This window comes from Exiguobacterium marinum DSM 16307 (assembly GCF_000620845.1).
GTDB classification, from domain to species: domain Bacteria; phylum Bacillota; class Bacilli; order Exiguobacteriales; family Exiguobacteriaceae; genus Exiguobacterium; species Exiguobacterium marinum.
Map to the genome: position 1 here is coordinate 975,279 of NZ_KK211189.1, position 20,813 is coordinate 996,091.

At 50.2% G+C, this 20,813-nt stretch carries 26 protein-coding genes and 1 pseudogene; 16 read left to right on the forward strand and 11 right to left on the reverse strand.

Annotated features, from left to right (window positions below; genetic code table 11):
* Positions 1-3: 3 nt before the first annotated feature.
* Together P400_RS0105395 and P400_RS0105400 are read right to left on the reverse strand one after the other, a co-directional pair.
* Positions 4-1,377, reverse strand: a complete 1,374-nt coding sequence (locus tag P400_RS0105395; RefSeq protein ID WP_034770871.1) for a sensor histidine kinase — start codon at positions 1,375-1,377, stop codon at positions 4-6.
* A gap of 12 nt (positions 1,378-1,389) precedes the next feature.
* Positions 1,390-2,076: a response regulator transcription factor gene (locus P400_RS0105400; protein ID WP_026825221.1), complete on the reverse strand. Its 687-nt coding sequence runs from the start codon at positions 2,074-2,076 to the stop codon at positions 1,390-1,392.
* Between the two features lie 106 nt (positions 2,077-2,182).
* Here P400_RS0105400 and P400_RS0105405 point away from each other — a divergent pair, with 106 nt between their 5' ends.
* Genes P400_RS0105405 through P400_RS0105415 form a run of 3 tightly spaced genes read left to right on the forward strand, consistent with a single transcriptional unit; the run spans position 2,183 to position 5,117 of the window.
* Positions 2,183-2,944 (forward strand): ABC transporter ATP-binding protein, encoded by a 762-nt coding sequence (locus P400_RS0105405; protein WP_026825222.1) that lies wholly within the window; start codon positions 2,183-2,185, stop codon positions 2,942-2,944.
* Positions 2,931-4,763, forward strand: a complete 1,833-nt coding sequence (locus tag P400_RS0105410; RefSeq protein ID WP_026825223.1) for an FtsX-like permease family protein — start codon at positions 2,931-2,933, stop codon at positions 4,761-4,763. Before P400_RS0105405 ends, P400_RS0105410 begins: the two co-directional genes overlap by 14 nt.
* Before the next feature lie 12 nt (positions 4,764-4,775).
* A complete protein-coding gene (locus P400_RS0105415; RefSeq protein WP_026825224.1) occupies positions 4,776-5,117 on the forward strand; it encodes a YxeA family protein in 342 nt (113 codons plus the stop codon).
* Positions 5,118-5,165: 48 nt separating this feature from the next.
* Here the strand turns inward: P400_RS0105415 and P400_RS0105420 are convergent, their stop codons facing one another.
* A complete protein-coding gene (locus tag P400_RS0105420; RefSeq protein ID WP_026825225.1) occupies positions 5,166-5,609 on the reverse strand; it encodes a hypothetical protein in 444 nt (147 codons plus the stop codon).
* 319 nt (positions 5,610-5,928) lie between these two features.
* Here P400_RS0105420 and P400_RS0105425 point away from each other — a divergent pair, with 319 nt between their 5' ends.
* The 8 genes and pseudogenes from P400_RS0105425 to P400_RS0105455 all read left to right on the forward strand — a co-directional run bounded on the left by P400_RS0105425 (position 5,929) and on the right by P400_RS0105455 (position 11,826).
* On the forward strand, positions 5,929-6,138 hold the full coding sequence (locus tag P400_RS0105425; RefSeq protein ID WP_026825226.1) for a hypothetical protein: 210 nt from the start codon (positions 5,929-5,931) through the stop codon (positions 6,136-6,138).
* Between the two features lie 68 nt (positions 6,139-6,206).
* The gene (locus tag P400_RS15500; protein WP_084483574.1) at positions 6,207-6,347 is read left to right on the forward strand and encodes a YvrJ family protein; all 141 of its coding nucleotides are present in this window, start codon (positions 6,207-6,209) and stop codon (positions 6,345-6,347) included.
* A 27-nt stretch (positions 6,348-6,374) separates the two neighbouring features.
* A complete protein-coding gene (locus P400_RS0105435) occupies positions 6,375-6,587 on the forward strand; it encodes a hypothetical protein (RefSeq protein WP_026825227.1) in 213 nt (70 codons plus the stop codon).
* A 27-nt stretch (positions 6,588-6,614) separates the two neighbouring features.
* Positions 6,615-6,827: a DUF2922 family protein gene (locus P400_RS0105440; protein ID WP_026825228.1), complete on the forward strand. Its 213-nt coding sequence runs from the start codon at positions 6,615-6,617 to the stop codon at positions 6,825-6,827.
* A 125-nt stretch (positions 6,828-6,952) separates the two neighbouring features.
* On the forward strand, positions 6,953-8,797 hold the full coding sequence (locus P400_RS0105445; protein WP_026825229.1) for a methyl-accepting chemotaxis protein: 1,845 nt from the start codon (positions 6,953-6,955) through the stop codon (positions 8,795-8,797).
* A 289-nt stretch (positions 8,798-9,086) separates the two neighbouring features.
* On the forward strand, positions 9,087-10,709 hold the full coding sequence (locus tag P400_RS0105450) for a methyl-accepting chemotaxis protein (protein WP_235181824.1): 1,623 nt from the start codon (positions 9,087-9,089) through the stop codon (positions 10,707-10,709).
* Positions 10,710-10,776: 67 nt separating this feature from the next.
* A pseudogene (locus P400_RS15900) lies at positions 10,777-10,956 on the forward strand (type II toxin-antitoxin system death-on-curing family toxin); the annotation flags it as partial.
* A gap of 120 nt (positions 10,957-11,076) precedes the next feature.
* Positions 11,077-11,826, forward strand: coding sequence for an SDR family NAD(P)-dependent oxidoreductase (locus tag P400_RS0105455; protein ID WP_026825231.1), 750 nt, complete (start codon positions 11,077-11,079; stop codon positions 11,824-11,826).
* Between the two features lie 34 nt (positions 11,827-11,860).
* Here P400_RS0105455 and P400_RS0105460 read toward each other — a convergent pair whose 3' ends face one another.
* The gene (locus P400_RS0105460; RefSeq protein ID WP_026825232.1) at positions 11,861-12,736 is read right to left on the reverse strand and encodes a hypothetical protein; all 876 of its coding nucleotides are present in this window, start codon (positions 12,734-12,736) and stop codon (positions 11,861-11,863) included.
* 117 nt (positions 12,737-12,853) lie between these two features.
* Here P400_RS0105460 and P400_RS0105465 point away from each other — a divergent pair, with 117 nt between their 5' ends.
* Together P400_RS0105465 and P400_RS15720 are read left to right on the forward strand one after the other, a co-directional pair.
* Complete coding sequence (locus tag P400_RS0105465; RefSeq protein WP_026825233.1) at positions 12,854-13,078, forward strand: hypothetical protein; 225 nt, start codon at positions 12,854-12,856, stop codon at positions 13,076-13,078.
* A gap of 19 nt (positions 13,079-13,097) precedes the next feature.
* Positions 13,098-13,262 carry a hypothetical protein gene (locus P400_RS15720; RefSeq protein WP_026825234.1) on the forward strand — a complete coding sequence of 55 codons (165 nt, stop codon included), beginning with the start codon at positions 13,098-13,100 and terminating at the stop codon, positions 13,260-13,262.
* An 11-nt stretch (positions 13,263-13,273) separates the two neighbouring features.
* Here the strand turns inward: P400_RS15720 and P400_RS15335 are convergent, their stop codons facing one another.
* Positions 13,274-14,422, reverse strand: coding sequence for a serine protease family protein (locus P400_RS15335; RefSeq protein WP_051545945.1), 1,149 nt, complete (start codon positions 14,420-14,422; stop codon positions 13,274-13,276).
* A 133-nt stretch (positions 14,423-14,555) separates the two neighbouring features.
* Here P400_RS15335 and P400_RS0105480 point away from each other — a divergent pair, with 133 nt between their 5' ends.
* A complete protein-coding gene (locus P400_RS0105480; protein WP_026825235.1) occupies positions 14,556-15,116 on the forward strand; it encodes an AAA family ATPase in 561 nt (186 codons plus the stop codon).
* Between the two features lie 34 nt (positions 15,117-15,150).
* On the opposite strand, the gene P400_RS0105485 is transcribed toward P400_RS0105480, so the two are convergent.
* Genes P400_RS0105485 through P400_RS0105505 form a run of 5 tightly spaced genes read right to left on the reverse strand, consistent with a single transcriptional unit; the run spans position 15,151 to position 19,093 of the window.
* Positions 15,151-15,846 (reverse strand): carbohydrate deacetylase, encoded by a 696-nt coding sequence (locus tag P400_RS0105485; protein WP_026825236.1) that lies wholly within the window; start codon positions 15,844-15,846, stop codon positions 15,151-15,153.
* Positions 15,839-16,132, reverse strand: a complete 294-nt coding sequence (locus tag P400_RS0105490) for a PTS sugar transporter subunit IIB (protein ID WP_026825237.1) — start codon at positions 16,130-16,132, stop codon at positions 15,839-15,841. Before P400_RS0105490 ends, P400_RS0105485 begins: the two co-directional genes overlap by 8 nt.
* Entirely contained in the window at positions 16,129-16,461 is a 333-nt protein-coding gene (locus P400_RS0105495; protein ID WP_026825238.1) for a PTS lactose/cellobiose transporter subunit IIA, read from the reverse strand. The genes P400_RS0105490 and P400_RS0105495 overlap by 4 nt, the downstream gene beginning before the upstream one ends.
* A complete protein-coding gene (locus P400_RS0105500) occupies positions 16,458-17,777 on the reverse strand; it encodes a PTS sugar transporter subunit IIC (RefSeq protein ID WP_026825239.1) in 1,320 nt (439 codons plus the stop codon). The genes P400_RS0105495 and P400_RS0105500 overlap by 4 nt, the downstream gene beginning before the upstream one ends.
* Positions 17,774-19,093, reverse strand: coding sequence for a 6-phospho-beta-glucosidase (locus P400_RS0105505; protein WP_026825240.1), 1,320 nt, complete (start codon positions 19,091-19,093; stop codon positions 17,774-17,776). The genes P400_RS0105500 and P400_RS0105505 overlap by 4 nt, the downstream gene beginning before the upstream one ends.
* 174 nt (positions 19,094-19,267) lie before the next feature.
* Between P400_RS0105505 and P400_RS0105510 the strand changes: the two genes are divergently transcribed.
* A complete protein-coding gene (locus P400_RS0105510; protein ID WP_026825241.1) occupies positions 19,268-19,984 on the forward strand; it encodes a GntR family transcriptional regulator in 717 nt (238 codons plus the stop codon).
* 348 nt (positions 19,985-20,332) lie between these two features.
* Complete coding sequence (locus tag P400_RS14925) at positions 20,333-20,554, forward strand: hypothetical protein (RefSeq protein ID WP_051545946.1); 222 nt, start codon at positions 20,333-20,335, stop codon at positions 20,552-20,554.
* A gap of 23 nt (positions 20,555-20,577) precedes the next feature.
* Here P400_RS14925 and relB read toward each other — a convergent pair whose 3' ends face one another.
* On the reverse strand, positions 20,578-20,802 hold the full coding sequence (relB, locus tag P400_RS0105520) for a type II toxin-antitoxin system RelB family antitoxin (RefSeq protein ID WP_026825242.1): 225 nt from the start codon (positions 20,800-20,802) through the stop codon (positions 20,578-20,580).
* Positions 20,803-20,813 lie beyond the last annotated feature (11 nt).

Genomic DNA, 20,813 nt, shown 5'->3' on the forward strand with positions numbered 1-20,813 from the left:
TTGTTATGGAGTAAATGTGATTCGAATCGTTGTGCCTCTTTCTTGTTCACTATCGACCTCGACCTTCCCACCGTGGGCTTCGATGATGTCCCGCGAGATGGCCATGCCGAGACCGCTTCCGCGCGCATCGTCCGTATTCGTGCCCCGGTAATAGCGTTCAAAAATATAAGGTAAATCAGATTCAGCGATTCCATTACCATTGTCTGTAATCGTCATGATATCGCCTTCGACTCGAACGGTCACGATGACCAAATCGTCGTTGTGGAGCAGGGCGTTATACAAGAAGTTGAGTAGGGCACGTTTCATAAAGTGCCGGTCGAGTGACACGGACCCTGACTCGGTCGACTCAAATTCGATGTGACGTTCACTGAAGCGAGGATCATTCAACACATCGATCACGAGTTCACGGACGAACGGCTCGAGTCTTGTCTCTTCGAGGGTAAGCGGAAAGTCGCCGTGCTGCAGACGCATCGTCAAATTGAAATCGTCGAGCAGTTCCTTCATATATTTGGCCTGACGCTCGATCACGTGCGCGTATTGTCTGCGCTCGGTGTCGTCTAGCGAATCATCGTCGAGCAGTTCGGCGTACCCTTGAATGGATGCGAGTGGGGTCAACAAATCGTGAGACACGTTGCTCATCCATTCTTTTCGACGTTCATCGAGTTCTTCGCGCTGACGTTCGTACGTTTTGAGCGTCTGTGAGACGGCATTCAAGTCATAGAAGACAGGACGATAAATCCCAGATTGCTTCGGTTCGGCGGTCGAAAAGTCGCGTTGCTTCAGCTGTTGAATCCGCTCGGTCAAGCGGTAGACGGGACGTGTCAAACGTGAGCTGAACAACAAGCCAATCAAGGCGGCGACGAGCAGGTCGACGATAAGAATCCAAAGGAATGCCTTTGATACATACGAGAGAATCGCTTGTTCATCAATCATGAATAACGCTCGACGCTCACTCGCTTCGGGCACACCAATGAGATAGCTATACGATTCATATTCTCCGATAAAGTAAAGTCGAAGCTCATCATCCATATATTTATAGATTTGAATCAGCTCGATTGGTGAATAGGCGTCAGGCAGTCCGCTCGGAGTATCGACGTCACTGACGACACGTCCGGTTTCATCTAAAAAACGAACAAACGCGCCGTACTGTTCGAGCGCCTTCCGCCCTGACTCTGACACGACAGGTTCGCCGTCCTCAATTGAAAGATACGTACTGAAGTTTCGAGTGAATGTTTCCCCTGAGTTGCTTTCGACATCGTCAAGTCCTGTCCGATCATTGATGAGGAGACCGAACAAGATGGCAATGTTCAAAAAGACGACGAGTGTGACAATCAATAGAATCGACAGTAAATAACGACCGGTCAGTTTCCATTTCATCATGACTGCTCCTTACACCGTCAACCGATAGCCAAGTCCCTTGACCGTCTTGATATATGTCGGCTCGGATGGATTCGGTTCGACTTTTTCACGGAGACGCCGGATGTGGACCATGACGGTATTGTCCGACCCGAAGAACGACTCGCCCCATACTTGGGTAAAAAGCGTCTCCTTGCTCAGGATTCGGTTCGGGTTGCGTAAAAAGCAGGCGAGGAGACCGACTTCTTTGGCCGTCAACTCTAATCTCACCCCGTTCACATACACTTCCGTCTCGTCTTCATTCATTTGAAAGGGTCCGACGGTCGTCTCTTCCATCGGTGCTTCCATCATCGACACCCGTCGCAGCTGTGCTTTCACGCGGAAGGCCACTTCTTTTGGACTGAACGGCTTCGTGATGTAATCATCCCCACCGATGGCGAGTCCGAGCAGTTTATCGACTTCTTCCGATTTGGCAGATAGGAAGAGGATCGGGATAGTAGAGTGCGCCCGCATCTGTTGGCAGAGCTGATAGCCTTCCCCGTCCGGCAGCATGACGTCTAAAATCGCCAAGTGTGGACGGAACGTCTCGAAGGCGTCAAACCCGTCCTTCAACGTATGGGCGGTCCGGATTTCGTGAAATCCTTCCTTCTCGAGCGCGCGTTGAATCAACATACATAAGTCTTGTTCATCATCTACGATCAGAATTCTTGGTTGCTTCATCTTCATCACCTCTCTATAAGAATAGCACTTAAGGATTTTGTAAGGTACGCGTGAGTTCAAGTTAAGACAGGGAGCGTAATGTAAAAATCAGAAAGAGGTGTTGAACATGGAAACATTATTACAGGTAAAAGCGATTCAAAAAACATATGGGAAAGGGGATGCGACGTTTCGGGCGCTCGATGACGTTTCGTTCACAATCGAACACGGTGAATTCGTCGGAATCATGGGACCGTCCGGAGCGGGGAAGTCAACGTTACTCAACGTCCTCGCGACAATCGATACGCCGACGTCAGGCGAGATTTTAGTTGAAGGAGACGACATCGCATCGATGAACGAGGAGGCACTCGCCGATTTTCGGCGTGATCATCTCGGCTTCATTTTTCAGGACTACAACCTGCTTGACTCGTTGACGGTACGGGAAAACATGTTGCTCCCGCTCGCCGTTTCAAAGACGCCGGTCCAGGAGACACGTGAAAAAGTTGAACGGTTGGCGAAACGGTTCGGACTCGAAGCGATCCTCGAGCAGTACCCGTACCAAATCTCAGGCGGACAGAAACAGCGTACGGCCGTCTGTCGGGCGCTCATTTCAGACCCGAAACTGATTTTTGCCGATGAACCGACCGGCGCGCTCGACTCGAAGTCGGCGACCGATTTATTAGACACCCTCGCCCGTTTGAACGAGGCGGAGACGACAATCATGATGGTGACGCATGACGCCTTCGCGGCAAGTTTCTGTCGCCGTGTCCTCTATATTCAAGACGGTCGGTTGAAAAAAGAACTCATTCGCGGCAACGCCTCGCGGGACGCATTCTACCAATCAATCCTCGAGGAGCTCGCGAAAGGCGGTGCGGTCGATGACGCTATTTGAGCTCGCGAAGAAAAACGTCGCGCGTAATCTGTCGCGATACGCACTCTACGTTGGGACGACCATCTTTTCCATCGTCATCTACTTCACGTTCGCGACACTGAAGCACAGTCATGAGATCAGTGCGCTTGCGGAGACATCACAAAAGATCAGCGGATTGATGAGCACATCGACGTTCATCCTGATGCTGTTCGTCGCCCTCTTTATCGCCTATTCGAACGCATTTTTCCTAAGGGGACGGAAACGGGAAGTGGGACTCTACTCACTTCTCGGTGTCCGAAAGAAACAAATCGGGCTGTTGCTCTTGTTTGAGAACATCGTCATCGGAGCGGTGTCCTTGGTCGTCGGCATCATTCTCGGGCTGTTCGGGTCGAATGTGCTCTTACAACTATTGATGCGATTGATGGACAGTGACTTGAATATCGGCTTCGCCTTCTCGGCGTCGGCATTTATCGAGACGTTCCTCGTCTTTCTTGCCATCTTCCTCTTCACTTCGTTCCAAGGTTATCGGGTCATCTATCGTTTCAAGTTGATTGACTTGTTCCATGCGGACAAGAGTGGGGAAGGCGTCCCGACGGCGAAAGGGTGGGTCGCTCTCACAGGTGTGCTCGCGATTGGAGTGGCGTATTGGCTCGCGCTTCAGGATTTGATGACGTCATCCCTTTGGAAAATGCTCGGACTCGCGATGCCGCTTCTCATCATCGGATTGAGTGTCATCGGATCGGCGCTTCTCTTCCATAGTGTCTTGATCTTCGGATTGACGTGGTTGAAAGGGAAGGAGCGCTGGTCATGGAAACGGCTCAACTTGTTGACGACGTCACAGCTTCTATATCGCATCCGCGGGAACGCAAAAACGCTCACGTTGATCAGCATCATCAGTGCGACAGCGATCACGGCAGGCGGGGCCATCTTCAGTGTCTACTATTATGCGGAAGAAAATGTGTCGTCGTATACACCATACACGTACGCCTGGAAAGGGGATGCGGTCGAGGTGGATGGAGCGACGTTCGAATCAAGCGTCGAACAGAAGACGATTCGGACGGAAGCGCAGTACGGAGAGCGTGAGCTCGGGGTCATCGATGAGTCGACATACCGGCATCTCCTTCAAGGTCTCGGAGAAGCAGAGCCGGCCCCGTTCAAACAGGGTGAGGTCGTATGGGTCGACCCGTTCTATGACGAACGTTATTCGGAAGATCTCGAATCGGCAGAACTGTCAGGACAAACGGTTGACGTGACAACGCGCCTTGAAGATTCGCCGCTCAACGTGATGACGTTCGGCGGGTCGTTCCTCGTCGTCGCAAACGACATGTTCAAGACGATGACGGAACCGAGCGAGACGTATCACGTCGCCCTCACGGAGTCGTTCAAGGATCAGCGTGACCAGTCCGAACGTCTAACGAAACTCGGTCTCGAATCGTTCTCGAGTGCACCGGACGTGTACGCCGAGACGATGGCGATGAACGGGGCGCTTCTCTTTGTCGGGACATTCCTTGGACTCGTCTTCCTTGTCGCGACAGGCAGCGTCATCTACTTCAAGACGATGACGGAGGCAGAGGATGATCGGTCGAAGTATGCGATTTTACAGAAAATCGGGATATCCGATCGGGATGTGCGCCGGACGGTGCGCCAACAGATCATCGTTGTCTTCCTCGCCCCGTTCGCTCTCGGGATTCTGCATGCGACCGTGGCGCTCATCGCGTTTTCTAACTTGTTGAGCATGAATTTCACGATACCGGTCCTCGTGTGGATGGGCGTCTATACTGCGATTTATGCAATCTACTATGGCATCACGGTTCGCCGCTTCATGACGGCGATTCGATAAGGAGAGAAAATTATGAAAAAATGGATTGGAATTGCAATTGTTTCGATTGTATTGATGGTCGGATTGACGAAGGTGGATTGGAATCGAATTGGGAAGGACACCCTTTTCGTTGAAATTAAAGGGGCGACAGACATTGAAGAGACGACGCTCGAAAATGGTGAGGTGATGAAGCGATACGTGTACACTCAGCCTGCCTTTTCGTCAGAGGGGAAGTCGAAGGAAGTCACCTTTACGGCTATGAAAGAGCTTCGGGAAGGGGCCTACTTACGTTTATACGTCAAGGACGGGGACACGGTCACGTCGTATGAGGAAGTGTCCCGTGCGGACGTACCGCAATCGATTACCGAAAAGTAAGTAAAAAGCCATTCGTCATGAGCATCATGGCGGATGGCTTTTGCCTGCTCATACGACAGGCGCCTCATAAGCATTTAGTTCGAGCTTTAATATGTACGTTAATTCATGATGCGCCAATTCAGAAAAATTTGTTTTCTTTACATGTGTCCGTGGGCGCAATCCGCACTCCAATGCGACGTCGACAATGGTACGAATCTGATTTTCCGTATAGAATCGTTTTCGGCCGAACGTGAACGGGGTAGGTGGCAAGACGCCATCTGTCTCCCATTTGATCAACTGCTGTTGGCTACGCGGGATGCCGGCCACACTGAAGGCCCGACTCAATTCTTTGAGCGGATAAACGATCAGATGTTGTTCTTTATACGAAATTGGTTTTCCTTGTTCCGGTCGGTATGTATCCCATTCGGTCGCTGAAAACGTCAGGTCGGATTGGTCGAAGTCGTGTTGAGCGGAAGGACTAGTGGTGGTGCTTGCGAGGTCTAAGCTGTTCATAGTATGCGTCTCCTTCTTCAAGACTGACTGGTCATTTCAAAAATGTCCTCCTACGTATCGTACCCCATTTACAAGATTTTAACTTACAGTTTTTTCAAAGTGGGGAAATGATTCGTGGGACTTTTGACGTATTTTTGAACGTTATCTGCCGAACATTAAGATACCCTAATTGGTATGAAAACTCAAGCAAAGCAGTCAAAATTTGAAAAATGAATAAAAATTCAGACGATTTAGGACTATGGTCATTCAATGCTATATAAAAATAGAATGAGCACTTTCATGATGAAAGCGGTTAATAAGGGCGAAGGAGGTGAGACAAATGGCAATATATCGAGAAGCGGCGAAAATGTTGTATTTGGACACCCGGCGACAAGTCGACGGCAAAGAGAAAAAGCAACTCGTTCGCTACGGACCGCTAGGCAGTCGAATGGATGAAGCACGGATAAAACAGTTTGGTGACCTGATTACGGCACTAATTGATGTCGAATCCGTCAACTATGTCGTGGCCCAGGAATTTTTAGTGTATTAACACGGAGGACTTATGAACAACCTCACACATCCCGTCGATGATCCTCGGCATGATGAGCAGGTGGTCACATGAGTTGGCCTGAACTCATCTCAAATCTCGGGTTCCCTATCGTCGTCTCGCTCTATTTGCTTCATCGGATTGAGACGAAGCTCGATCGCATGATCCAGCTGCTCGAGCGAATGGGTACCTCGAACGTATCAGAAACCTAATCCCCTATTGAAAGGAGCCATCCCCCCATGGCTGTCTTAACAGAGAAGAAAGCAACGTTCGTCTTGACGACGCATCATGACTTAGAAACAGCAAAACCGACGAAAAAAGCACAACGGTTCGGCCCGATTCGTGCCGACCTTACGGCAGATACGATTGACGCGTTTGGTCGTCTTTTAATCGACCTTGTCATTCAAGAGGACGCGGACCTCGGCATCGTCCGTGAATACGATTTAGTTTAACCCATACCCCAAGGAGGAGAATAACCCATGACTGACACAAAACTTGAAATCTCATTTTTAGATGCATTCCATAAAGTCGTACGTTTCCGCTTGAACAACGTAGAGCAACCGATCGACGCTCAAAAAGTAGAGGCACTCGCCGACTTCATGGTCGCTAACGATCCGCTCGCGAAAAATGTGATGGAATGGACCGAAATCAAGATGATTGAAGGCACGCAAACAGTGTTGAGCGTGAAATAATCAAGTGGAAGGTGACTCTTGCAGTTTTGAGTCACCTTTTTTAAGTTTGGTCAATTCCCTTCATTATTTTCTGAAAATTGTCGATAGTATAGAAAATACTGCATGATTGAGAGGGGAATACATAGATGGCATGGAAATCAACATGGTCTAAGGCACTCAGCCGGATCAAACGAAAACCGACATGGACGTGGAAACCGACACTCAAATGGAAGCGTAGAGAGAAGCGTGAACGCACGACATCTTTCGGACCGAATATTGGAAAGAATTTGACGATTCGTCAAAAGTTATGGGGACTCGTCCTCATCTCACTCGTCATGGTCATTGGCGTCGGCGGTTACGCGCTATTTTCAATGAGTGACGCGAACCGTCAAGCGGACGACATCGTCAACAACTGGAATAAAGGGCTCGATTACGCTCACGAACTTAATACGCTCGCCGCAAACTACAGAACGCTCGAGCTCGACCATATCGTCTCAGATGATGCGACGATGAAAGAAGAACTCATGACGCAGATGAAAGAGATTCGTGATGAAATCAATACGATTGCACCGAAGTATGAAGGACGTGCTGTAAACGCAGAGGACAAAGAGCTGTTTAATAACTTCTCGCGTCAATGGGAGATGTATCAGCGCGTCTCCGACAACATGTTGACATTCAGTTCGACAGGCAACACGGGGATGGCACGTTCATATTATGATGCTCAATCACAATCGACATATGATAACTTCACACAAAAATTAGCCAATCTCGTCGACTACAACTCAGAAGGGTCACAACGTGTCGGTCAAAACATGGAACGAGAATTCATGCAGTCCCTTATGGCGTTGATTGCCGTGACGGTCGGGGCCGTGGCGATTCTCTTATTCTTAGGGTTCAGTTTGTTACGTTCAATCATTCGACCGATGCAAACGTTGCAGACACGCTTTGATGAACTCGCGACACAAGGTGGGGATTTGACGATGACGATTCCCGTCACGTCAAACGACGAAATCGCACAAGTCAGTCGTTCGTTCAACACGTTCCTCGGTACACTTCGTGAAATCATGATCGATGTCGATGAGACGGCGAAAGTCGTTCTCTCGTCTTCTAAAGACGTATCCGCCGAAGTGACACAACTCAGTCACTATATGGAAGAGACGTCTGGAACGGTCGAAGAATTGACGGCAGGCATGGAAGAGACGGCGGCCTCTTCTCAAGAAATGAGTGCTTCGACGACAGAGATGGGCAGTTCGATTGACTCCATCGTCGACTTATCGAATGAGAGTGCCGATACGGCGAACCGTGTCGAGACACGGGCGCACGAGATGCGGGAACAAGCCGTCGTCTCGAAGACAGAGGCTGTGACCATCATTGAGAAGAAACAAGTCGAGCTCGCGGAAGCTATTAAAGGGGCCCAATCGGTCGAAGAGATTCGCGTCTTGACGACGGCCATTCTTACAATCGCCGACCAGACGAACTTACTCGCACTGAACGCGTCGATTGAAGCGGCACGGGCAGGAGATGCCGGACGCGGATTTGCGGTCGTCGCATCGGAAATTCGTAAACTTGCGGAGAACTCACGTCAGACGGTCAACGAGATTCGTGACGTATCGAACACCGTCATCGATTCGGTCGAACGACTCAATACGAGTTCGGAGGACATGTTGACCTTCTTGAACACGAAAGTCATGGCAGACTACGATCGTCTCGAAGATGCTGCGACGCAATATGAACAGGACGCGACGGTATTCGGTGAGACGGCGAAGACGTTTGAAGGCAATGCCCTTCAACTTCGTCACATGACGGACAACATTCTCGGTGTGATACAGGAAGTGGCAACGACCGTGACAGAAGGTGCGGACGGGACGCAGTCCATTTCGGAGAAAGTTCAACTATCGGTTGAGCGCTTCAATGATGTGCAAACGAAGATGAATGAAACTGAGAAACGCGCGACAGAACTATCGAATCGTGTGGCACAATTCAAGCTATAAGCAAGTCTCAGAACCAGGCAGATGTCTGGTTCTTTTTTTATGAATTTTTTGAAACATTTACAGTTCAGATTTTTTAATAAGGGGTCAATGTGTTAGATGATTTCAAATTGTTGGTACAAATTAGGCGGTCTCGTCCGATAAAAAAAGAGCAACACATCATCATAGAGAGAAAAAGAGGTGAAAGAGGACTTGTTCCTCGAAAGTAGTGAAAAAAATCGCAAAAAAATTGACGTTAACCCAAAAGTTGTTGGGCGCTGTTGGAATGGTTTTAGTTTTAGTGGCTTTCGGAATGTTATACAATTTGTCGTCACTTCACAATGCAACAAGCCGGTACGAAGAAATGATTGCAAAAGATGTTATGCGAATGAAAGCGGCTGACGCACTATCACTCGGAATGACACGTCAAGCTTACGGGTTGAGAGGGTACATGTTAAATCAGGATTCGTCTCATTTAGACAAAGAACGATTGGGCTCGACCGGAAAAGAAGCGGCATTACGTGAGTTGATTACATTGGCAAACTCGAAAAAAGAGAAAGAATCCTTTGAAAAACTTCTTGAGTTTGCTCTTAACTACGACGAACTATCAGAAGAACTCGTAGCGGCGATCGATGCCGGGAACGAAAGAGAGGTGGATCGTCTCGGACTTGAAGAAATGCCGGATGTTACTGTTTTCATCACTGAGCAAGGTGAAATGATTCAAGAAAGTACAGCAGCTGACATGCTGACGAAAAAGGACGAACTTGAACAGTATAGTGACAAAGCGCTGTATTATGCGGCAATCATAGCAATCGTTATATTTGTCATGACGACACTAGCCGGATATGGATTGTACGTCATGGTGACGCGACCGCTTCGTCAGTTAGCGAAACAAGTGGACATTGTGGCCCAGGGAGATTTGACAGGAAATGATTTAATGGTTTACACGCAAGACGAAGTCGGGCAATTGATGACCGGCTTCAATCGCATGAAAGGCAACTTGCGCGAACTCATTGAACGAGTCACACAAAACGCACAAGAAATCACAGCGCAGTCGGAAGAACTGTACGCGAGCACGGAAGAGATGGCCTCGCAGACAGAGGAGACGACACGTCTCATCGATCGTGTCGTGGAAGACACGGTCGCGCAAGCTAAAGAAGCGACAGGAACGTCTCAAGCTGTAGCTGCTGCAGATGAAGGGATTGGTCGGATTGCCGGTTCAATCGGCTCGATTGACGATGACGTATCACAGAGTTTGAAGCTAGCCGAAGAAGGGGGCGCGACGATGACCCAGGCGAAAGACGAAGTGCTCGCACTGGAACGGGAGACACGTCTGACAGGAGAATCGATTTCGGAACTGAAGCAACAGTCCGATGAGATCGCCCTTATTACCGAGGTCATCCAATCGATCACGGACCAGACGAACTTATTGGCATTGAATGCGGCCATCGAAGCGGCACGTGCCGGCGAACAAGGGAAAGGCTTCGCCGTCGTCGCAGAAGAAGTACGTAAACTTGCCGAGCAGTCGAAGCAGTCGGCGACACAAATCGCCGGGTTAATCGAGTCGATTCAAGCACAATCGAATGCCGTCCTCGACCAACACGTCGTCAGTGCGAAACGCGTCGAGACGAACACGTTGTTGCTCGAACGGGCGACACGTGCGTTCGAACAGATCGTAAGGCAGCTCGAGACATCGGTCGACAATACGTCACACATTCGTATCGCTTCGCATGAAATTGCGGAGACAACGAGACAAGTCGCAACATCTTCTCTTCAAATGTCACAAGACAGTGAAGGGATGGCTGACACGATGCGTACGGTCGGCGAGACGGCTGATTCCCAACTCGCCATGATCCAAGAGTTGAACGGGGTCGCCGAGTCGCTCGGCAATATGACGAGTGACCTGCAGACGTTGATTGGACGGTTCACGACTTAAATGGTTGCAACATGGAGGTAATGACTCAAATGTTCTAACATACTTATCATAATCAAAAAACCACCGTTTTTTGATAGTGAATAAACGGACGGCATACGCTGCGTTACAGTTATTTTTGACCCGAAACGGATATAAACTGAGATTAGATGAGACAGAAGCCATTCTGTTTTGTGTTCGTCCGGCGAAAACACCAATCGAAATTTCTCAGCTCGCATCTGAAATCGAAAGGTGCTGTATTAAAAAATAAGGTGTTTCACCAAAGTCCTGTCTCTTCGGAGTCAGGACTTTTATATTCACATCGAAACGATTCGCCATCCAGAAAGTAGGGAATGAACAACAAGGTAAACGACAAAAAGGAGTGGATCATATGAAGTATACGGTCATTACAGGAGCCAGTTCAGGAATCGGGTATGAAGCAGCGAAACTGCTCGCCGAAAAAGGAAAGTCGCTCGTGCTCGTCGCAAGACGAAAAGAAGAGCTCGAGTCGCTGCGTGATGAGATCAAATCCATCTCGCCTGATTGCGACGTCATCATCAAATCGACCGATCTGTCTTACAGCGAGAACGTCTACGGTCTCTATGAATCGCTCGCGGACCTCGATATCGAGACGTGGGTCAACAACGCTGGGTTTGGGGATGCCGGACAAATCAAAGATGTGGATTTAGGTAAGATTGAAAACATGATTCGTTTGAACATCGAGGCGCTCACCGTCTTGTCTAGCCTATATGTCCGGGACTATCACGACGTCGAAGGGGCGCAACTGTTGAACGTGTCGTCTGTCGGGGGATATCGCATCGTCCCGAACTCGGTCACATATTGTGCGACGAAGTTTTATGTGAGTGCATATACGGAAGGGCTCGCACAGGAATTGAAGCAGAATGGTGCCAAACTTCGAGCAAAAGTGCTCGCACCGGCTGCAACGGAGACGAGTTTCGCCGACCGGGCACGCGATACGGAAGGATTCGACTACAGCGAGAACGTCGCGAAGTATCACACGGCGCGCGAGATGGCAGAGTTCTTATATGACTTGCTTGAAGGGGACGAAGTCGTCGGGATTGTCGACCCCGAGGATTATTCGTTCAGCCTACGCGGACCGATTAAACCGTATGCCGGATAAACAAAAACATCACGCCGTGCTGGCGTGATGTTTTTTATGACGTCGGTACAGAGTAACCACCTGTGAAGCGGTGGGTCAAACGACGTGTCCAGTACCGAATCCGAAGGCGCCATACATAGAGTTGTGACGTATTCGGAAGGACGACGTTGTTGACGTATTCTGCGAACATATGACGGAACATATGTCCCTCACTTTTGTCATAGGTCGCACTCCACATCCCGTGGTTCTCGACTTCGAGTAGCATCCAAATCATCTCTTCAGTGAGCGGGTCTTCGTCTGCGAGCTCGGCTGAGAGGGCAGCAAAGCGCTGGCTGCAGATGGCGGCATATAAAGAATGGGCGTGTGGATTATGTGGGTTGGCGTTCAAATAGCCACTCGCCGTTTTCATGAGTTCATCGACCATGTCGAGGGGGATATCATCGTATACTTGGAAAAATTCGAGAAGCATGGGTACCGTATCAGGACCTAATCCGGCAAGTCGGACATAATGCATGACGTGCAGCCCGGCTTCTCCGTAGAATTTTCGGTCAAAGTAATGAATCGCGATAGCACGGTGCATGATCGGTACGTCCGGATAGAGCTCGACACCACGAATGAAATGTTGTTCTGCCTCGAACGTGAATCCCGTATCTTCACTGACGATGCCGTTCAGCATGTGAAGGATATAATGATCACCAAGTTCGCTTGCTGTATCGAGCCATTGTTTGGCTTTTGCGATGTTACCATCACGGATATGTGGATACGCGCGCATAGCAGGAAAGAATGGATCATTCGGAAAGGCGGTCTCGCCACGTGTCGCTAATGCATCGATTGCTGCAACGTTATACTCGTCAGTCAATTCTGCGAGGAGCATCATCTCAAGGAATGTGCGTTGGAACTCTGGGGTGTGTATATCGATGGTTTGTGTCATACGGTGTCCTCCTCACAAGTACTGGTGTCGCTCTATTATACTTGTTCTCGAAACGAGGGAGTAGCATCTTTTGCAAAAACGGGAAATGAAAAGTATAGCCGGGAAGGAGGGGATGACATGGCGACGTTCACAGGGTATATCGCAGAGGTGATGGATGGGAAAATCAGGGTCACTCCGACTCGAGAGGCAGATCCGTTTGATGGGATCGTGTTTCATCTGGAGGAACACTTTTCTGAAGAGAAGCCGTTTCTCGTCGGTCAATCTGTAAGAGTCGAGCATGATGAGCAAATGACGCGTTCCTTGCCACCGCAAGCGACGGCGCGTCGGGTCGATGTGTTATGATGGGGACGAGGTGAACGACATGGGACAACGGAATTTTTTGTGGCTCGGAGCCGTCATCGGCTTCAGTGCTCTCGTCGTCTGGTTGTTGCAAGATGCGCTCCCGTTTTGGGCACTGTCGATTCTGCTTCTCGGACTCGGTGCGGTGCTCGGCAATCTCCAACGACGTTTCACACGCGACGAATAACAAGCACTCCATCATTCAGATGGGGTGCTTGTGTCGTTTTCTTCTTCAATCGGATCTTCCGGAGTGTCTTCGATAATCGAATCTTCCTCACCACTTGGTTCGAGCGTCGTCGGTTCTTCCGGCTCCGCTGGCTCTTCCGGCTCGGTCGGTTCCTCTGGTTCCGTTACAGGAGGATCGTCTTCGATCGGATCTTCCGTTTCTGGTGGATCCGTCGGTTCCTCTGGTTCACTCGGTGGTTCCGCAGGTTCTTCCGGCGTCACTTCAGATGTCGTCGGTTCCATTTCTTCCACGACCTCTTCTTCGACTTCTTCCTCAACCGGGACTTCCGGTTCAGTGATAGGCGGTGATTCGGGTGAAGTCTCTGGAACGCTTGGCGTTTGTGGAATATAGACAGGTTCGTCGGTCAAGTCAGGCGTGACGGGCTCAACCGGTGCAAGTTCGACCGGTGGTGGAGCCGGCGCATCTTTTTCAATGAATGTTCGAACGTCCCGTTCAAATAATGCGGTCGGCAATGCGATTCCACGTAAATGGATGGCAACGATTCGCCCGGATGCCGAAAGGAGCGGACTACCATACCCATGACGTGGCAAATCAAAGTTCCGAATATAGCCGTTCTCAGCAAAAGTGACTGTGCCGTTGATTCGTTCTTTCATCGTCAGCGTCGTCAGCGTCTCGTCCTCCGCGGCGATGGCTTGCGTGAATAAGAATGGTGTATGTTCTGTCTCTTCGATGCGAACGACGGCAATCAGATTCGTGCGACCGACGACGGTGCCGGAGACGGCCACTCCGTCATGATACATGATGATGTTCGTCAAACCGGCCACGTTCGAGGCGGCCGTGACGACATCGCGTGAGCTCACCAAAAATCCCGTCCCGTAACTGACGGTGAAAAGGCTCTCTCGCAACGTATCGAAGTCGACGGGTGTCGCTTCATCAGCGGAAACGGTATCTTCGCCGATTCGTAAGTCGACTTGGTCTGCGAGCGAGTCAGTCGAACGTAACATATCTGTGAAATAGGCGTGTCCGATGTAGGTGACAAAAGCAATGAGTGCGATAGCGAATGGGGTGGCAAATAACCAAATCGTGCGACGTGAGCGACGGCCACACGTCGGACAGACCGTTTTCGATCGTGTCTTCTTTCCGCAGTGGGGACAAGTCACAGGGGCACCTTCTTTCTAAAAAGTTCGATGCTATGCTTATTCCTTCATTTGGAAAGAGGTAAACAAAAATTTTGGAGGGTTCCACGATCGAACGTTCATGATAGAATCATCAAAAGGTATAGGGGGAAATCCAATGAAATTTATCATCTTATTCGGTCCGCAAGCCGTCGGCAAGATGACGGTCGGTCAGGCGCTCGCCGATAAAACCGGACTGAAATTATTCCACAACCATATGACGATCGACCTCGTCGGACCGTTCTTCAATTACGGGACGCCTGAAGGGAAGCGACTCGTCCAACACTTTCGCCAAGAACTGTTCGAGGCGGTCGCCAAGAGTGATTTACCCGGCATGATTTTCACGTTCGTCTGGGCGTTCGACATGCAGGAGGACTGGGATTACGTGAAGAAGGTGACGGACTTGTTCGAGTCACACGGGGCGGACATTTACTACGTCGAGCTCGAGGCCGAGATAGAGGAACGCCTCGCGCGCAATACGACGGAGAACCGCCTCACGCATAAACCGTCGAAGCGCGATATTGCCTGGTCCGAAGCGGAACTGAAACAGACGGCGACGATGTATCGGTTGAACTCACGTCCAGGGGAATTAGACGTCGAGCATTATCTCCGGATCGATAACACGAACTTAAGTCCAGAAGAGACGGCGACACAGATTCAACAGGCATTTTACCTATGAAAAAGCGAGTCCCCCACATGGGAACTCGCTTTTGTCATGCCCACCAATCGGGGCGTTCATAGTCGACCAACACCTGTTTTTCGAGGAGGCGTGGTACGAGGTATGAGGTGGCGTTTGGAAGACGATCATCGAGGTCGGCCGGATGGACCATCACTTCGATGGATCCTCCTGGTTCGATGGCATCGAGCGTCGCATGGGAGACACCGTCCGCGTAGAACTGATCACTGAACCGTTCGGTCACCCACAAGTCCCGGCGCGTCCCGAGATTCGTTAAGGCCCGAAACGTCGTGTCGTATTCTTCGGCGAGGCGAATGATGACGTCATGGAGGACCGGCCAGCCGTGAATGTGATGGTGGCTGTCGAGATGGTCGAGCGGGAGTCCGGTCGCAAGGAACGCTTCGATTTGGGCTTTCCACTCCAAATAGACGAGTTCCGGGTCAGGCAAGTCTTCAGTCAAGAAGCGGCTCGTGTAGCGGAACGTGCCGTCTTCTTTCGTGAGAGGGGTACTCGTCTCGGCGAGCGGCTTGCCCCAGGACAAGACGAGATGGACCCCGACGCGGAGCGACGGATGTTGGTTCGCGAGTCTGACCGCTTCTCCGACGGCATACCCGTTCATGATCATCGTCGCCGAATTGACGATTCCATTCACATGACTGTCGAGCGTGCCGGCGTTCACACCCGTCGTCAATCCGAAATCATCGGCGTTGACGAGAACGAACGTTTTAGGCATTGACGAGACCGAGTGCCTGGTCGAGGACCAGGTCCCCTTTCATCATTCCATACGCCATGTTGTCGATGACCGCCACCGGGACGTCGACGGACGATTTGATTTTCCCTTCGAGGTAGCGGACTTGTGGTCCAATCAAGATGACGTCGACGTTCGTCTGTTCTTTCAAACGAGACTCTGGAATCGCGTCAATCGATGCATCGAGTCCGCGTGTAGCAGCTTCTTTCCGCATTTTTTCCACTAAGATTGATGTCGACATTCCTGCCGAGCAGACGAGTAAGATGTTCATGTCGTTTCCTCCAATCGATTCAAACGGGTGATCATATCAATCATTTCGACGGCGAGCTCTTTCACAGTCATCGCCGTCATAAGATGGTCTTGCGCGTGGACGAGGAGGACGCTCATGTCGCTCGTCGTCCCCCGTGCCTCTTCTTGTAACAGTTCAGTTTGAAGTTTATGAGCGTCTAAGAAGGCCGCATCGGCTTCTTTCAACTTTGCCGTCGCCTCGTCCGCCTCACCGCGTTTCGCAGCGGCGATGGCCTCGAAAGCAGATGAACGGGCATTCCCAGCATGCAAGATAATCATAAACGAGAGTTCTTGGATGGTTTCGGTTTTCACGAAATCTTTTCTCCTTCCTCAGTTGTAGCTTTATTTTTATTGATTTCGGCGGTCATTGCTTTCGCTCCTGCCATGACGAATGGAATATACATTGCTGTCGCAATCGACAAGTTGACGATTTGAAGCAAGATACCGCGGACGCTACCACCCGTGACCAAATATCCACTGATGATTGGTGGCGTTGTCCAAGGGACGATGGCGACCGTCTTCGGAACCATACCTGTTGAGAGCGCGACGTACGAGATAATCGTGAGCGTGACCGGTACTAGGATGAACGGTACGAGCATGATCGGGTTCAATACGATCGGAAGACCGAAGATGACCGGTTCGTTGATGTTAAAGAGACTGGCTGGTGTCGACAGTTTGGCGACTTGGTGATACGGGTGATTCCGTTGTTTGCGGACGACGATGAAGATGGCGAGTAAGAGTGCGAACGTCGTACCCGATCCACCCATGAAGACGAACGCATCCAAGAACGGTTTTGTGACCGTGTACGGTACATCAAATGCCGATGTTCCGGCTTGGAAGGCAGCCAAGTTTTGCTCGATGAGCGGGAGATAGACCGGTTCGATGACCGAGCCGATGATGTTCGTCCCGTGAAGCCCGAAGAACCAAAGGATGTGGTTCAAGAAGGCGATGAGCAAGGCAGCCGGGAGTGAGTCGCCGAATCCTTGGAGCGGTTGTTGGATTGCTTTAAAGATGACTTCAAATACACTGAGTTCGACGACGAGCGTCATGAAGAGCTGGAATCCTGCGACGACGGTCAAGATGATCATCGATGGGATGAGCGCTTGGAATGAACGAGTGACCCCACCTGGTACACCTTCTGGCATCTTGATCGTCAGTTTTGTATTGATGAGGTAGCGGAACATTTCTGTAACGACAATCGATACGATGATGGCAACGAAGAGCCCTTGGGCGCCGAGCCATGCGAAGTTGAGACCCCAGTCAGCCGTGACCGGTACGAGCATGATGTATGAGGCGAGCGACAAAATACCCGCTGCGAGCCCGTCAATCCCGTATGAACGGGCCAAGTTATACCCGATCGAGAAGGCGATCAGGAGCCCGAGTATCGCGAAGGATGCATTCCAAATGCTACCGCCGAGACCTTGCCAATTGCCTTCGCCGAACATACTGTTCATCGACCCGACGAAGTCGAGTGAGAAACCACCGATGTTGACGGCTGGGAAGTTGTTGATGAGGACCGCGAGCGACCCGACGATGATGAGTGGCATGACGGAAACGAATCCGTCACGGATGGCGACTAAGTGCCTTTGGGACCCGATACGTCCCGCGATTTCAATAAACTTGTTCATGAATAGACCTCCTTCTTGAATTGGGGTAGGTACGCCTCGTGCGCTGTGAACAGCTCCTTAAGAAGCGGGTCGATCCGTTTCTCGTCCTGGATGAGCGGGTTCATGAGGCAGGCAAGATAGGCGTCCTCGTACGTGCCGGATACAGCCGCTTGGATGGCGAGCTGTTCAAACGTTTTTAAGTTCGTGATGAGTCCACGGATCGGGAGCGGCAACGCGCCGATGGAGATTGGGCGAGGACCGGACTTCGTGATGACGGCGTTCACTTCGATGACCGCATCGTCTGGTAAATCCCGAATTGTGCCGTTATTGAGCGTGTTGACCGTCTGGATGTCACCGCGGTCGTTGTGAATCGAGTCCATCAAGTTGCAGGCAGCGTCTGAATAGTAGGCGCCTCCACGTTTTTCAAGCTCTTCCGGTTTGACGGCGAGATCGACGTCTTTGTATTTCTCGAACAACTGCGCCTCGACTTGTTGCACGACTTCGGCACGGGTGCCGTTTTGTTCGTACGCTTCGAGGTCTTTTTTCAACACATCTTTCGTCTGGAAGTAGTACTGATGATACGGGTTCGGTAACATGCCGAGTGACGATAGGAACGATTCGCTCCAACCGAGCCCGACGATGTTCGCCGGCGAGTAGTCGTTGCCTGCGTTGAGCGAGGCGAGGACGTCATTCGTCCGGTCCACCCCGTCGACCCATACGTGACGGCCGAAGACGAAGTGGTTCAATCCGATAAATTCAATCGCGACTCGTTCGACAGGTGTCTCGAGAATCTCGGCGACCGAGTTTCGCATGTTGAACGGGATGTTGCAGACACCGATGACCTTCTTATGAGATGAGTGCTTGAGTACGGCCTCGGTGACGATGCCCGCCGGATTGGTGAAGTTGACGAGCCAGGCATCCGGACAAATCTCGGCGACTTCGTTTGCCAAGTCGATCAAGACAGGGATGGTACGGAATGCTTTGAATAATCCACCTGCGCCGTTCGTCTCTTGCCCGATGAAGCCATGCTTTAGCGGGATGCGTTCATCGAGCGCGCGTGCCTTCAGTCCACCGACCCGAATCTGTGTGGATACAAAATCTGCGCCGACGAGTGCGGCTCTTCGGTCGAGCGTCCAACTGAGTGTGATTTCAGCGTTTGACTTCTCGATCATCCGCTCTGCGAGACGACCGACGATCTCTAGTTTCTCCCTCCCTTCTTCGATATCGACGAGCACGATTTCCCGAACGGGGAACGTTGCTTGTCGATCGATCAATCCTTCGATGATTTCCGGGGTGTAACTGGATCCACCGCCGATGATGACGACCTTGACTGCCATGGTGCCAACTCCTCCTTTTGAAAGCGATTTCTTTTTGTCGTAACAAATATAACAAATGATACAACTTACTGCAATATAAAAAGTACAAATGATACAAATTAGTTTTTGTATTTGCATTTGTATGATTGCTGTATCACAATAAAGGAACCAACCTAACGTAAAGGAGATGGAGATATGTCGCAATCGACGCTCCAAACCGCAATCAAGGATGAACTGTTGTCCCGCATCAAGAGTGGGCACTATAAAGAAGGGGAAAAATTTCCGACCGAGTACGCGCTTTGCGAGGAGTTCGATGTGAGCCGAACGACGGTACGGGGTGCCCTCAACCAGTTGACGACGGAAGGGTATCTGGTCCGTCAACAAGGTCGCGGGACGTTCGTCGCCGGGAAGAAAGTACAACAGACGTTGTCGTATACGCCGAACAACTATGCGGCACAGCTCGCCGTTCAAGGGAAACGTGGGCAAGTCGCCTTGATCGACATCTCGGTCATCTCGGCATCAGGTCAAATCGCTTCTGTGTTTGAAGCGGAAGACAACGCCCCGATTCAAAAGATTGAGCGAATCCGTCATGCGGACGGCGAACCGACCCAGTATGAGGTCTCGTTCATCCCGTGGCAGATCGCACCGGGGATCACGAAGGAACAGGCCGAGCATTCGCTCTTCCGCACACTCGCCGAGGTCCACGACGTGCATGTCGCGAAGACGACGGAAGCACTGGAGATTGCCTTAGCTGACGAGAAGGTGAGTACGCTCCTCGACTGTCCACTCGGGTCCCCTTGCTTCCATATCGAGACGGTGACAGAAGATGAGTCGGGACGAGCAATTGAATATTCACGCTCCTACTTCCGCGGAGACAAGACGAGCTTCGTCATCGAACGGGATTATAAGTAACAAAAGCGCCCGACTGTTTCGTATGGAAACGGTCGAGCGTTTTTTTTAGTTTAACCTGTAATAAAAAGAATCATGGTCATTTTGAGTGAAAATGACTATGTTTAAGCATAAATGAACATGTTTAAACACGATAAACATGTTCATTTTGTTCTGAGATGACTATGTTTATCAAGGAAATGAGTACGAATTTAACACGTTATACGGACAAGGGATTTCAAAATGTAACTCGAATGTTGAATCAGATGACACAATTCGAAAGGTGAAGAAATATGACCGTAACTACATTTGTTGGTGTGTTTATTTTTTGGTCTTTTACTCTCTTATAGAAATACGGATGAAGGCTCACGAATGGGGATTTTAGAGCATTTAGATAGGGATTATGCACATCTTGAGTACGGGAATTGGACGTTATTCAAAATGAAAAATTCTAGTTATCTGGAATGGTTTGCCCAAGAGTCTTTGGAACAATATGAGGGCATGGGTGAAGTGGAGCACTATGTTTTTCTTACATCAAATGATGTGATTGAAGTGCTATTCGTTGATCCTCCGACAATAACAAAGGTGGTATAGCGTAGATTTTATTTGTATAACATTTATTCTCCGTCCAATTCTTTCATCATCTCTTCGAATGAGATCGCTTTCGGTTCCTTTTGATAATGATGCATCGTTTCGTGATATCGATTTACGTCTCTTTCGTTTTGAATATGTTCAATCATCACATCGCGAATGAAGGTAGACAAGTGCAGCTGTTTCGCTTCTACATATTCCTTGATGACTCTCGCATCTTCTTCATTGGGATGGATATTTATAGTTTCCATCACAGACACCC